Origin of the sequence: Burkholderia sp. AU16741 (genome assembly GCF_002223345.1) — a bacterium.
Taxonomy (GTDB): Bacteria; Pseudomonadota; Gammaproteobacteria; order Burkholderiales; family Burkholderiaceae; genus Burkholderia; species Burkholderia sola.
This window is the reverse complement of sequence record NZ_NKEZ01000004.1, coordinates 218,504-231,308: the sequence shown is the minus strand read 5'-3', so window position 1 is coordinate 231,308 and position 12,805 is coordinate 218,504. Positions and strand designations below refer to the sequence as shown.

Here is a 12,805-nt window from a genome sequence, read left to right as displayed (position 1 = left end):
GCCAGTGTCTCAGAAAAAACGGGCGTCAACGCCGCCGGCTGCCGTGCCCGTCGCGAAAGCGGCTCGGCGCCGCGCCGAGTTCGCGCGTGAAGAAGCGCGTGAACGCGCTCGTCGATCGGAAGCCGACGCGCACGCCGATCTCGCCGATCGGCAACTGCGTGTTGAGCAGCAGGTCGCGCGCCTCGCCGAGCCGCGCCTGCGCGACGAGCGCATGGAAACCGACCGCTTCGCGATGCAGGCGTCGGCGCAACGTCCAGCGCGACATCGCGAAGCGCGTGCAGACGTGCTGCATCAGCGTATCGGTCGGCACGTCGGCGGCGTCGGACGTGCGCAGCCAGTCGCGCACGCATTGCTCGACCGACGCGCCGAACGTCGAACGAGCGCGCACGCGCTCGCGTGCGGCGTCGGCCGCATGCCGCTGGATGCCGGCAAGCGGCGCGTTGTAGCGCTCGAACGGCGTGTCGAAGTGCGCGGAGCGCAGCACGAGGCGGTTGTGCGCGGCATCGAACGACACCGGCGCCCCGAGCATGTCGCGTAGCGCGGCAACGGGCGCGAACGCGCGGCCGGCGAATTCGGCGTCGTGAATGCGCGCGCGCGGATCGTACAGGCGTGCGAGCGCCGCGAGGATCGCGAGGTTGGCGAACGCGCTGCCCGCGTGCCGGCCGTTGCCTTCGTTCACGTATTCGAGTGCGATCGCGTCGCCGTTCTCATGCGCGAAGACCCAGTCGACGTTGCCGATCAGCTCGCGATAGCGCAGGTAGCCGTGCAGCGCGTCGCGCAGCGTCGCCGCGTTGCACGTGACGCCCGCGAGTTCGGGAAACGGCACGAGCCACGGCTCGACCTGCGGCGGCGGGCGGTGCCACGACAGCGGCCAGTCGTTCGTCAGTTGCATCGCGGCCACGTGCCGGTCGCCCGCGATGCGGCGCATGTCGTCGGCGAGCTCGGCTGGCCCGATGCCGAGCGTCTCGTAAAGCGGTGCGGGATCGATGCCGTTCATGCGCGCGTCTTCGCACAGCCAGCGGTAGATCCGGACGGATACCGATTTCTGTTGCAGCTCCATGTCTGTCTCCCTGTCGTCATGCCGTTCGGGTTTGTCCCCGCTGCGAGAGGTCAACGCATGCTCCCGCCGGTCAAGCGTGGTGACCGGTCGATTTTTAGACTTGGACGCTGGAGTGAGGCGACAAGTACAACAGAACGATTCTGGAGGATCAATGAAAACTTCGCTGTTCCGGTGTTCGACGATTGCGTCCGCGTGCGCGCTCACGGTGCTGCTCGCATCGTGCGGCGGCGACGACATTCACGCCCCGACCGACCCCGACGCGACAGCCGATCAGCGCGCGGCCGCGCTCGTCGCGCAACTGACGACCGACGAGAAGCTGCAGCTCGTGCATGGCACGGGCATGCCCGCGCTCGGCCTGGGCGGCCCGTTTCCGGCCGGCGCGCTGAACGGCGCGAGCTACATCCCGGGCGTGCCGCGGCTCGGCATTCCGGCGGTCAGCAGCGCCGATTCGGCGGGCGGCGTGAACGTCAAGAATGCGCGCGTGACCGCGCTGCCCGCGCCGGTCGCGCTCGCGGCGACGTGGGACCCGGCGCTTGCGGGCACCTACGGCACGCGCATCGCGCTCGAACTGCGCGCGCTCGGTTTCGCGGAAGGGCTCGGCGGCGGCGTGAACCTCGCGCGCGAGCCGCGCAACGGCCGCACCTTCGAATACATGGGCGAGGACCCGGTGCTCGCGGGCACGCTGAGCGCCGCGCGCACGCAGGCCACGCAGGCGCAGAAGGTGAGCGCGACGATCAAGCATTTCGCGTTCAACGATCAGGAAACCAACCGGATGACGGTCGATTCGGTCGTCGACGAGCGAACCATGCGCGAGGCCGAACTGCTCGCGTTCGAGATCGGCGTGAAGGACGGCCAACCGGGCAACGTGATGTGCTCGTACAACAAGCTGAACGGCGTGTATGCGTGCGAGAACCCGTATTTGCTGACGACGGTGCTGAAGAACGAATGGGGTTTCAAGGGCGTCGTGCAGTCCGACTGGGGCGCGACGCATTCGACGGTCGCGGCCGTGCAGGCCGGGCTCGACGAGGAACAGCCGGGCGCGGCCGACGACGGCAACGCGCCGCTCGGCTCGTACTTCAATTCGAAGCTGCGCGCGGCGCTGCAGGCCGGCAGCGTATCGGCCGCACGGCTGAACGACATGGTGCAGCGCAAGCTGCGCACGCTGATCCGCATCGGCGTGATGGACGCGCCGCCGAAGCCGGGCGGCGCGATCGACGAAGCCGCCGGCAACGCCGATGCGCTCGCGATCGCACGGCAGGCGGCGGTGCTGCTGAAGAACGCGGCCGCGCCGGGCGACGCGCAACCGGTGCTGCCGCTCGCCGCAGGCGCGCTCAAGTCGGTCGTCGTGATCGGCGGGCATGCGGACGCGGGCGTGCTGTCGGGCGGCGGCTCGGGTGCGGTGCCCGCGATCGACGGCAACGCGGTGACGTCGTGCCAGCAACCGGCCGACATGCTGTTCGGCGGGTGCGCGACCTGGTACAAGTCCGCGCCGCTTGCGGCGATTCGCGCGAAGGCGCCGAACGCGTCGGTCAGCTATCTCGACGGGACCGACGCGAATGCCGCGGCGAGCGCGGCCGCACAGGCCGATGTCGCGATCGTGTTCGCCACGCAGTGGCAGACGGAAGGGCTCGACCTCGCGAGCCTGTCGCTGCCCGATGCGAAGGCGGACCCGTACAACCAGCAATACGACCAGAACGCGCTGATCGCCGCGGTCGCCGCGAAGGCCAGGCGCGTGATCGTCGTGCTCGAGAACGGCAGCCCGGTGTTGATGCCGTGGCTCGCGAACGTGCATGGCGTGCTGGACGTGTGGTATCCGGGCGCGCAAGGCGGCCAGGCGATCGCCGACCTGCTGTTCGGCGACGCCAACCCGTCGGGCCGGCTGCCGCTCACGTTCCCGAAGCAGGAGGCCGACCTGCCGCAGCCGACGATCGATCCGTCGAACCTGCAGAACGTCTATGCGGAAGGGCTCGCGTACGGCTATCGCTGGTTCGACGCGAAGGCGATCGAGCCGCTGTTCCCGTTCGGCTACGGGTTGTCGTACACGACCTATGCGTTGTCGGCGATGTCCGCGCAGGCGGATGCCGCGGGCAACGTGACGGTCGGCGTGACGGTGACGAATACCGGTGCGCGCGCCGGGACGCACACGGTGCAGATCTACGCGGCGCTGCCCGCGTCGCTCGGCGAGCCGCCGAAGCGGCTCGTCGGCTGGACCCAGGTCGCGCTGCAGCCGGGCGAGGCGCGCACGGTCAGCGTCGCGGTGCCGGCGCAGCGCTTCGCGGTGTGGGATGCGAGCGCGCACGCATGGCGGATCGGCGCGGGCAGCTACGGGCTGTCGGCGGCCGCGTCGTCGCGCGATCCGCTGGCGCTGTCGCAGACGGTGACGCTCGCCGCGCACTGAACCGGCTGAGGCGGACGACAGGCGGCGAGGCCCCAGCGTGGCTTCGCCGCCTGCGCGGCGCGCCGGATGACGCTAGCCGGTGTTGCGCCGGAACGGATCGTGTTCGCGCAGTTCGTCGACGTACGCGTGGACATGCTCGGTCTCGCGTTCGAGAAAGCGCGCGACCGCATCGGAAAACGCCGGATGCGCGAGCCAGTGCGCGGAGTGCGTGACGGTCGGCAGGAAACCGCGCGCGAGCTTGTGCTCGCCCTGCGCGCCGCCTTCGAACGTATCGAGCCCGGCCTCGATGCAGAATTCGAGCAACTGGTAGTAGGCGGTTTCGAAATGCAGGCAGGGCACGTGCTCGATCGCGCCCCAGTAGCGGCCGTACAGCGTGCCGCCGCCGTGCTCGCCGCGCCGGTACACGGCGAGCGCGCTCGCGATCGGCTTCCCGTCGGCTTCCGCGATCACGAGCAGCAGGTTCTCGGGCATCGTCGCGCCGATCGTGCGGAAGAAGTCGAGGTTCAGGTACGGGCTCGAATAATGTTCGCGGTACGTTTGCCGATAGCAGCGCGAGAAGAAACGCCAGTCGGCGTCGGTGATCTGGTCGCCGGTGAGCCGCCGGAAGGTCACGCCCGCGTCGTGCACCTTGCGCCGCTCCGCGCGGATGTTCTTGCGCTTCTTCTGTTCGAGCGTGCCGAGGAAATCGTCGAAGTGACGGTAGCCGTCGTTGAGCCAGTGGAACTGTACGCCTTCGCGCAGCATCATCCCCATCGATTCGAGCAGCCGCGCTTCGTCGCCGGTCGGGAACAGCACGTGCAGCGACGACACGTCGCTCTGCTCGGCGAACGCCAGCAGCGTGGCCGCGAGCCGGCGGCGCGCGTCGTCGTCGGCCGCGAGCAGCCGCGTGCCCTGCACCGGCGTGAACGGCACCGCGCACAGCAGCTTCGGGTAATAGGGCAGGTCGTTGCGCTGGTATGCGTCGGCCCACGCCCAGTCGAACACGTATTCGCCGTACGAATGCTGCTTCGCGTAGACGGGCGCCGCGGCCGCGAGCCGGCCGGTGCGCGCGTCGGTCAGCGTGACGAAGTGCGGCGACCAGCCGGTGTCGTCCACCGCGCAGCGCGCGACGTGCAGCGCGTCGAGGAATTCGTGGCGCAGGAACGGCGTGGGCTGCGCGTCGCCCGCGAGCAGCGCGTTCCATTCGTCGGCCGGCACCTCGGCGGGGGACGACAGGATGCCCGTGCGATAATCGATGCGTTCGTGTTTCAAGCGTGAATCCGTACCGTTGGATGTTGCCGGATGCGGGCCGCCGTGGCCCGCGCCCGGATCGATTTCGTCAGCCGTTCAAGGCGCGCCGCCGGGTTGCGCCGATCCCGCCATGAAGACCCGACTCGCTCTCGCCCAGATCAACGTCACCGTCGGCGATTTCGCCGGCAACGTCGCGCGCATCGCCGCCGCCGCGCGCGCCGCGCACAACGATGGTGCGCAACTGATGGTCGCCCCCGAACTCGCGCTATCCGGCTATCCACCCGAAGACCTGCTGCTGCGCCCCGCGTTCTACGCGGCGGCGGCCGCCGCGCTCGATGCGCTCGCCGACGCGCTGAAGGCGTTCGACGGGCTCGCGGTGCTGGTCGGCCATCCGTTGCGCGGTGCGGGCAGGGGGGCGGGCAGCGCATCAGCCGTCGATGGTAATGCAAACCGCCCGATCGAGCGCGGCGTGCCGCCCACCGATACCTTCAACGCGGTGTCGCTGATCGTCGGCGGCGAGATCGTCGGCACCTATCGCAAGCAGGATCTGCCGAATGCCGAGGTGTTCGACGAGAAGCGCTATTTCGCGACCGACACCGAGCCGCTCGTATTCGAGCTGAACGGCGTGAAATACGGCGTGATCATCTGCGAGGACGCGTGGCACGCGTCGGCCGCGCAGATCGCGAAGGCGGCCGGCGCGCAGGTGCTGCTGATCCCGAACGGTTCGCCGTATCACATGAACAAGGAGGCGGTGCGCATCGACATCCTGCGCGCGCGGATTCGCGAGACCGGCCTGCCGATGGTGTACGTGAACCTCGTCGGCGGCCAGGACGAGCTCGTGTTCGACGGCGGTTCGTTCGTGCTCGACGGCGAGGGCGCGCTCGTCGCGAAGATGCCGCAGTTCGACGAAGGGCACGCGATTGTCGAATTCGACGGCGCGCGGCCGCTGCCCGGCGCGATCGCGCCCGAGCTGTCGACGCACGCGCAGGTGTACCGCGCGCTCGTGACCGGCGTGCGCGACTACATCGGCAAGAACGGCTTTCCCGGCGTGCTGATCGGACTGTCGGGCGGCGTCGATTCGGCGCTGGTGCTGGCCGTCGCATGCGATGCGCTCGGGCCCGAGCGCGTGCGCGCGGTGATGATGCCGTCGCGCTTCACGGCCGACATCTCGACCACCGATGCGGCGGAGATGGCGCGGCGCGTCGGCGTGCGCTACGACGAGATCGCGATCGCGCCGATGTTCGATGCATTCCGCGCCGCGCTCGCGGGCGAATTCGCGGGCCGCGCGGAAGACGCGACGGAGGAGAACATCCAGGCGCGCATCCGCGGCACGCTGCTGATGGCGCTGTCGAACAAGTTCGGCTCGATCGTGCTGACGACCGGCAACAAGAGCGAGATGGCGGTCGGCTACTGCACGCTGTACGGCGACATGGCCGGCGGGTTCGCGGTGATCAAGGACATCGCGAAGACCCTCGTGTACCAACTCTGCCGCTACCGCAACGAAACGACCGATTACGCGCTGCGCGACGTGATTCCCGAGCGGATCCTGACGCGCGCGCCGTCGGCCGAGCTGCGCGAGAACCAGACCGACCAGGACAGCCTGCCGCCGTACGACGTGCTCGACGCGATCATGCGGATGTACATGGAAGAAGACCGGCCGCTCGCCGAGATCGTCGCGGCCGGCTACGCGCAGGCCGACGTCGAGCGCGTGACGCGGCTTATCAAGATCAACGAATACAAGCGCCGGCAGGCGCCGATCGGCATCCGCGTCACGCATCGCGCGTTCGGGCGCGACTGGCGCTACCCGATCACGTCGCGCTTCACCGAACGGCTCGATTGACCGGTGCTGGGCCGGATGCGGCCCGCCGGCTTACAATCGGGAACGCGATTTTTTCATCCAAACGAGCATTGAGGGACACCCATCATGAAACGCATCACCGCCATCATCAAGCCGTTCAAGCTGGACGAAGTCCGCGAAGCGCTCGCCGAAGTGGGTCTCACGGGCCTGACTGTGACGGAAGTGAAGGGCTTCGGCCGCCAGAAGGGCCATACCGAGCTGTATCGCGGCGCCGAATACGTGGTCGACTTCCTGCCGAAGATGAAGATCGAGGTGGTCGTCGCGGAAGCGCAGGTCGATCAGGTGATCGACGCGGTGATCGGTGCGGCGCGCACCGGCAAGATCGGCGACGGCAAGATCTTCGTGTCGGACGTCGAGCGCGTGATCCGCATCCGTACCGGCGAAGAGAACGAAGCGGCCGTCTGAGCGCCGCGTCCGCTCGATTCGGTCAAGCGCGGCCGAATCGACCGATCGGGCAACGGGTCGCACGAATCCGGCCCACCAAGAAAAAACGGTGCGGATACCCGTTTGGGTACCGCACCGATACGCGCCTCTCGCAGCAGCGTGGAAAGTGTTGTCGATTCGTTCTTTGACGGCGCCTGATCAGAACAGGTGCTGGATACCGGCGTAGACGCCGGTCTGGCTGCCGCCCGGATGCGGGTTGCCGGTCGACACGGCGGTGCCTGCACCGTTCGCGTTCAGGCCGAAGTTCGCCGACGAGCTGTTGCGCACCGTCGCGGCCTGCAGGTCGAACAGCGTGCGCTTCGAGATGTTGTACGAACCGCCGATCGTGTAGATGTTCGCGTTGCCGCCGCCGTGGTTCGCGTTCACGTGATACACGGCCGCGATCAGCGCCGCTGCCGGCGTGGCCTGCCACGTCACACCGCCCCACACCTGTTGCGTACCCGTCACGCCGGCGTTCACTGCCGGGCCGCCGCTGCCGTCGGCGCGCGATGCCTGGTAGGCCGCCTGCAACTTGAACTGGCCGAGGAACACGTTCACGCCCGCGAAGTATTCACGCGAGTAGTTGAACACGTCCGAGAAGCGGCCGTTGCTGTCGCGCGTTTCGTCGTAGATGCCGCGCAACTGGAACAGCGAGTTCGTGTAGGTGACCTGACCGCCCATTGCACGGCCCGGTTGGCCGGCCGTCGTGTTGCCGTTGAAGCTGGTCGAGTTCGAGAACGAGAACTGGCCGTAGAAGTCGAGGCCGTAGAGCGACGGCGACTGGTACGACACGTTGTTGCTGGTCTTGTTCCAGTTGCGGCCGCGCACCAGCGAGGCCGTCGACCAGGCCGACTGGCCGAACGGGTCGAAGTCCCACACGCCGTTGGCGATCGCGAGCTCGCGACCCAACAGCAGCGTACCGTAGCGTTCGTTCGAGATACCGACGGTCGCGAAACGATCCCAGATCGAGCCGCTCGTGCCCAGGCCGCCGTTCATCGTGTTGAACGCGCCTTCGAGGTGGAACAGGACCTTGTTGCCGCCGCCGATATCCTCGCTACCCTTCAAGCCCCACAGGCTCGTGCCCCAGTCGCCGCTTTCCGCGCGCACTTGGTGGCCGTTTTGCAGGCCGTTCAGGTATTCGATGCCTGCATCCAGGCGGCCATACAGCGTGACGCTGCTCTGCGCGTGCGCCGTCACCACCCCAGCAGCCATCAGCGCGGCCGCGACCAAAGCTTTCTTCATCATCTCCTCCATACCCTGTCAAAAAGTCAACCCAGACTGCACGAGATGCCCGGAGCGCGAGCGCCGGGCAAAAGCGGGATAACCAGGGAGACCTCGTGCAGGGCTGGTAAGCGCGGCACGCGGGCAAGCAGACGGAAAACCGTTGAGCGGTCCCGCGCAGCCGGGTCGGCCTGCGGGGTCTCCTTGTTGTGTCGTGAAGCTAAACTACATTTCACGAACTTCGTTTTGCTACTTTGGTTACTAATTTAGCAAAAATACAATTTTGTGGCGATGGAAATCGTTGTTTGACTAACCGCTGTCGCCAAATTGCCATGCAACACGGTGCGCAAGCGGGGAGCCAAGGGTGCTCGATTTCCGGAAAACCCTTGTGCCATAAGGGAGACATGGATTCCACGGACGTGGGTCAAGGATTGCCACTATTGACGTTGCAAAGGCGCCGGCGTAAGCGCGAAAGTCGCGAAACAGGTAAGTATTTCGTAATGATCCGGGCGATTGCCGCCATTGCTGGCGGGTGCCGGAAACACCCGGCCGGCAACGCGCCGCGGCTAGTCCGGGTTCGGCCGTGCGTCGAGCAACTGCGCGCGAATCCAGCGATGCGCATCGGTTCGCGCATGCTTCGCATGCGAGTAGACCTTCACCGTGTAGCGCGGGATCTCGAACGGCGCCGGGAAGATGCGGATCGGCGCCGCGTGCCGCAGCGCCTGCGCGGCGCGATTCGGTACGGTCATCAGGAGTGCCGACTCCGCGATCACGAACGGCGCGGCCAGCACGGTCGGCAACTGTACGGCCACATGCCGCGCGAGGCCGAGCCGGTCGAGCACGTAGTCGACGACGCCGCGCGACTCGTTCCACGGCGTGACGACCACGTGGCGGGCCGCCAGATACTGGTCGAGCGTCAGCCGCCGGCGGATGTCCGGATGCGTGGCGCTCGCGATCACGACGTAGTCGTCGGAGAACCAGTCGAAATCCTCGATGCCCGGCGCGTCGGCCGCCGATTCCTCGTGGTAGCCGAGCGCGAAGTCGATGCGGCCGGCCGCGAGCTCGTCGACGGAAATCTTGCGGTCCGAATGGACCACGCGGATCCGCAGGTGCGGCGCCACGTGCTGGATGCGGGCGAGGAACGCCGGCAGCACCGCGAACGCGGTGTAGTCGGTCGCGGCGAACACGAACGTACGGTCGCTTTGCGCCGGGTCGAAGCGGCGCGCGCGGGCGAGTCCCTTCGACATCGCGTCGAGCGCGTCGCCGGCCCACGTGGCAATGTCGTCGGCGCGCACGGTCGGCTGCATTTCGTTGCCGAGGCGCACGAACAGCGCATCGCCGATCGCGTCGCGCAGCCGGGCGAGCGCATGGCTCAACGCCGACGGGCTCAACGCGAGCTCGTGCGCGGCCGCCGCGACCGACCGGTGGCGATACAGCGCATCGAACACGAGCAGCAGGTTCAGGTCGAGACGGCGGAGATCGGGATGCATCATGTTCAGGTCCGGATGAAGAAACTGCACTTCCTGCAGGCGCCACATGAACGTAGCATGACGGTTTGAGCGGCGCCAGCGCGGGGGCGCGGGGCCGCCTTTCCGTTTCACATCCGGGCTGGAGGAGGGCTCAACCCGTGCAAATCGATATCCGTTCCGCCACCGTCGCCGACGTGCCGCTGATCCTGCGCTTCATCACCGAGCTGGCCGTCTACGAGAAGGCGGAGCACGAAGTCGTCGCGACGCCCGAATCGCTCGAACGCAGCCTGTTCGGCGAAGGCTCGCCGGCGCGTGCGCTGATGTGCGAGGTCGACGGCGAGCCGGCCGGCTTCGCCGTGTATTTCTTCTCGTATTCGACGTGGCTCGCGCGGCAGGGGCTGTATCTGGAGGATCTGTACGTATCGCCGCGTTTTCGCGGCGCCGGCGCGGGGCTGCGGCTGCTGAAGGCGCTCGCGCGGATCGCGGTCGAGTCGGGCTGCGGGCGTTTCGAATGGAGCGTGCTCGACTGGAACGAGCCGGCGATCCGCTTCTACGAGAGCGTCGGCGCGGCGCCGCAGAGCGAATGGGTGCGTTACCGGCTGGCGGGCGACGAACTGCGCGCGTTCGCCGACGGCATGCCGGTGAGCGCCGCGTAAACGCAAAACGGGCGCCGCGCGGCGAACCGCGGGGCGCCCGTTCGGGCGGGGTGCGCGACGGGCGTTACTTGAGGCTGCCCGACAGGAACGCGCGCAGGCGCTCGCTCTTCGGGTTCGCGAGCACCTCGGCCGGCACGCCTTCTTCCTCGACGCGCCCCTGGTGCAGGAACATCACGTGATTCGACACGTTGCGCGCGAAGCCCATTTCGTGCGTGACGACGATCATCGTGCGCCCTTCCTCGGCCAGCTTCTGCATCACCTTCAGCACTTCGCCCACCAGTTCCGGGTCGAGCGCCGAGGTCGGCTCGTCGAACAGCATCACGTCAGGATGCATCGCAAGCGCCCGCGCGATCGCCACGCGCTGTTGCTGGCCGCCCGACAGATGCGACGGATACTGCTTCTCGACGCGCGGCGCGAGGCCGACCTTCTCGAGATACTCGCGCGCACGGTCCTCGGCTTCCTTCTTCGGGATGCCGAGCACGTTCACCGGCGCTTCCATCACGTTCTCGATCACGTTCATGTGCGACCAGAGGTTGAAGTGCTGGAACACCATCGACAGCTTGGTGCGCACGCGCTGCAGCTGTTTCGTATCGGCCGCGCGCAATGCGCCCGTCTTGTCGAGCGCGGTGCGCACTTCCTCGCCGTCGACGAAGATGCGGCCCGCGTTCGGCTGCTCGAGGAAATTGATACAGCGCAGCATCGTGCTCTTGCCGGAGCCGGACGAGCCGATCACGCTGATCACGTCGCCCGAGTTCGCCCTCAGCGACACGCCTTTGAGCACCTCGTTATCGCCGTACCGCTTGTGGAGATCGTCGACGAAAAGCTTTTGAGTCTGGGAATTCATCAATATTCCTGCGGAAACTTACTTGCCTTGCGGGCGCAGATACGCGAGCCAGCGGCGCTCGGCCTGGCGGAACAGCCACACGAGCGTGAACGAGATCACGAGGTAGAGCAGGGCGGCGATGCCGAACGCGTGGAACGACATGTAGGTCGCCGAGTTCACGTCGCGCGCGATCTTCAGGATGTCCGGCACGGTCGCGGTGAACGCCACGGTGGTCGCGTGCAGCATCAGGATCACTTCGTTGCTGTACAGCGGCAGCGCGCGGCGCAGCGCCGACGGCAGGATCACGCGGCGATACATCGTGAACGGGGACATCCCGTACGCGCGCGCGGCTTCGATCTCGCCGTACGACGTCGCCTTGATCGCGCCCGCGAAGATTTCGGTGGTGTACGCGCACGTGTTCAGCGTGAACGCGAGCAGCGTGCAGTGCATTCCATCGCGGAAGAACGCATCGAGCATCGGCGTGCCGCGCACGGCCTGCAGGCTGTACAGGCCCGTGTAGCAGAGCAGCAGCTGCACGTAGAGCGGCGTGCCGCGGAACACGTACGTGTACAGCCACACGGCGCCCGACAGCCACTTCTTCTTCGACACGCGCGCGACGGCGAGCGGCACCGACAGGCAGAAGCCGAGGCCGATCGACACGACCAGCAGCCACAGCGTGATCGCGACACCCGTGATGCGATAGCCGTCGGTGTAGAGATAGTTGCGCCAGTATTCTTGGATGAGTTCGATCATAGGTCAGCCTTGCGGACACCGGTCGAGTAGCGCTTTTCGAGCCACATCAGCACGAAGTTCGAGATCGTCGTGATGGCCAGGTAGACCGCGCCCGCGATCAGCGTGAAGAAGAAGAACCGCAGCGTGCCCTTGCCGGCGTCCTGCGACGCCTTCACGACGTCGGCCAGGCCGATGATCGACACGAGCGCGGTCGACTTCACGAGTACCTGCCAGTTGTTGCCGATCCCCGGCAGCGCGAAGCGCATCATCTGCGGGAACATGATCCGCGTGAACACCTGCCAGTTCGTCATCCCGTATGCGCTGCCGGCTTCGAGCTGGCCGCGCGGCACCGACAGGAACGCCCCGCGGAACGTCTCCGTGAAGTACGCGCCGTAGATGAAGCCGAGCACGAGCACGCCGGCGAGGAACGGGTCGATGTCGATCTGGTCCCAGCCGAGCGCGTCGGTCGCCATGTTCAGCCAGATCTGCAGGCTGTAGAACAGCAGCAGCATCAGCACGAGATCGGGCACGCCGCGGATCAGCGTCGTATAGACGGTGCCGATGCCGCTCGTCACCCGGTTGCGCGACAGCTTCGCGCCGGCGCCGAGCAGCCCCAGCAGGAACGACAGCGCAAGCGAAAGCACCGCCAGTTTGACGGTTTGCCAGGTGCCGGCGAGGATCAGCGGGCCGTAGCCTTGTAGAAACATATGGGGTCCCTGGTGTGGTCCCTGAGGGCGCACGCGGTGCGCCGCGAAAGACGCGTCCGCCAAGCTGCGCGGAACGCCCCGTGCATATCATGACCGTCCGCCCCGGCAACGGTGCCGGGCCCGCCCGTCGCGCGAGCGGCGGGCAAGGGAGCGGGCGGCGCGTGGTTGACTGCCTGTACTGCCCGGACGCGGGGCCGCCCCGCATCCGCTGCTTCTGCCTAGGCCGCG

Annotated in this window: 11 protein-coding genes; 4 read left to right on the top strand and 7 right to left on the bottom strand. The window is 67.4% G+C overall.

Going from position 1 to position 12,805, the window contains the following annotated elements:
• Positions 1–25: 25 nt before the first annotated feature.
• Positions 26–1,060: an AraC family transcriptional regulator gene (locus CFB89_RS12530; protein ID WP_089468165.1), complete on the bottom strand. Its 1,035-nt coding sequence runs from the start codon at positions 1,058–1,060 to the stop codon at positions 26–28.
• 151 nt (positions 1,061–1,211) lie between these two features.
• Between CFB89_RS12530 and CFB89_RS12525 the strand changes: the two genes are divergently transcribed.
• Positions 1,212–3,458: a glycoside hydrolase family 3 C-terminal domain-containing protein gene (locus tag CFB89_RS12525; protein WP_089468164.1), complete on the top strand. Its 2,247-nt coding sequence runs from the start codon at positions 1,212–1,214 to the stop codon at positions 3,456–3,458.
• A gap of 72 nt (positions 3,459–3,530) precedes the next feature.
• On the opposite strand, the gene CFB89_RS12520 is transcribed toward CFB89_RS12525, so the two are convergent.
• The gene (locus tag CFB89_RS12520) at positions 3,531–4,709 is read right to left on the bottom strand and encodes a GNAT family N-acetyltransferase (protein WP_089468163.1); all 1,179 of its coding nucleotides are present in this window, start codon (positions 4,707–4,709) and stop codon (positions 3,531–3,533) included.
• A 109-nt stretch (positions 4,710–4,818) separates the two neighbouring features.
• Here CFB89_RS12520 and CFB89_RS12515 point away from each other — a divergent pair, with 109 nt between their 5' ends.
• Complete coding sequence (locus tag CFB89_RS12515) at positions 4,819–6,528, top strand: NAD+ synthase (RefSeq protein WP_089468162.1); 1,710 nt, start codon at positions 4,819–4,821, stop codon at positions 6,526–6,528.
• A gap of 84 nt (positions 6,529–6,612) precedes the next feature.
• Positions 6,613–6,951, top strand: coding sequence for a P-II family nitrogen regulator (locus CFB89_RS12510; RefSeq protein WP_006398637.1), 339 nt, complete (start codon positions 6,613–6,615; stop codon positions 6,949–6,951).
• Between the two features lie 177 nt (positions 6,952–7,128).
• Here CFB89_RS12510 and CFB89_RS12505 read toward each other — a convergent pair whose 3' ends face one another.
• Both CFB89_RS12505 and CFB89_RS12500 read right to left on the bottom strand, forming a co-directional pair.
• On the bottom strand, positions 7,129–8,214 hold the full coding sequence (locus CFB89_RS12505) for a porin (RefSeq protein ID WP_089468269.1): 1,086 nt from the start codon (positions 8,212–8,214) through the stop codon (positions 7,129–7,131).
• Positions 8,215–8,756: 542 nt separating this feature from the next.
• The gene (locus CFB89_RS12500; protein WP_089468268.1) at positions 8,757–9,683 is read right to left on the bottom strand and encodes a LysR family transcriptional regulator; all 927 of its coding nucleotides are present in this window, start codon (positions 9,681–9,683) and stop codon (positions 8,757–8,759) included.
• Positions 9,684–9,817: 134 nt separating this feature from the next.
• Between CFB89_RS12500 and CFB89_RS12495 the strand changes: the two genes are divergently transcribed.
• Positions 9,818–10,315 carry a GNAT family N-acetyltransferase gene (locus CFB89_RS12495; protein WP_089468161.1) on the top strand — a complete coding sequence of 166 codons (498 nt, stop codon included), beginning with the start codon at positions 9,818–9,820 and terminating at the stop codon, positions 10,313–10,315.
• 64 nt (positions 10,316–10,379) lie between these two features.
• On the opposite strand, the gene CFB89_RS12490 is transcribed toward CFB89_RS12495, so the two are convergent.
• From CFB89_RS12490 to CFB89_RS12480, 3 genes are read right to left on the bottom strand one after another with little or no spacing between them, the layout of a single operon-like run.
• Positions 10,380–11,159, bottom strand: coding sequence for an ABC transporter ATP-binding protein (locus CFB89_RS12490; RefSeq protein WP_089468160.1), 780 nt, complete (start codon positions 11,157–11,159; stop codon positions 10,380–10,382).
• An 18-nt stretch (positions 11,160–11,177) separates the two neighbouring features.
• The gene (locus CFB89_RS12485; protein WP_059576621.1) at positions 11,178–11,891 is read right to left on the bottom strand and encodes an ABC transporter permease; all 714 of its coding nucleotides are present in this window, start codon (positions 11,889–11,891) and stop codon (positions 11,178–11,180) included.
• Entirely contained in the window at positions 11,888–12,577 is a 690-nt protein-coding gene (locus tag CFB89_RS12480) for an ABC transporter permease (protein ID WP_089468159.1), read from the bottom strand. Before CFB89_RS12480 ends, CFB89_RS12485 begins: the two co-directional genes overlap by 4 nt.
• Positions 12,578–12,805 lie beyond the last annotated feature (228 nt).

Excerpts from the sequence above, each read along its gene's own strand:
- CFB89_RS12530 (WP_089468165.1), bottom strand. The coding sequence starts at position 1,060 with ATGGAGCTGCAACAGAAATCGGTATCCGTCCGGATCTACCGCTGGCTG.
- CFB89_RS12525 (WP_089468164.1), top strand. The coding sequence starts at position 1,212 with ATGAAAACTTCGCTGTTCCGGTGTTCGACGATTGCGTCCGCGTGCGCG.
- CFB89_RS12515 (WP_089468162.1), top strand. The coding sequence starts at position 4,819 with ATGAAGACCCGACTCGCTCTCGCCCAGATCAACGTCACCGTCGGCGAT.
- CFB89_RS12510 (WP_006398637.1), top strand. The coding sequence starts at position 6,613 with ATGAAACGCATCACCGCCATCATCAAGCCGTTCAAGCTGGACGAAGTC.
- CFB89_RS12505 (WP_089468269.1), bottom strand. The coding sequence starts at position 8,214 with ATGATGAAGAAAGCTTTGGTCGCGGCCGCGCTGATGGCTGCTGGGGTG.
- CFB89_RS12500 (WP_089468268.1), bottom strand. The coding sequence starts at position 9,683 with ATGATGCATCCCGATCTCCGCCGTCTCGACCTGAACCTGCTGCTCGTG.
- CFB89_RS12490 (WP_089468160.1), bottom strand. The coding sequence starts at position 11,159 with ATGAATTCCCAGACTCAAAAGCTTTTCGTCGACGATCTCCACAAGCGG.
- CFB89_RS12485 (WP_059576621.1), bottom strand. The coding sequence starts at position 11,891 with ATGATCGAACTCATCCAAGAATACTGGCGCAACTATCTCTACACCGAC.
- CFB89_RS12480 (WP_089468159.1), bottom strand. The coding sequence starts at position 12,577 with ATGTTTCTACAAGGCTACGGCCCGCTGATCCTCGCCGGCACCTGGCAA.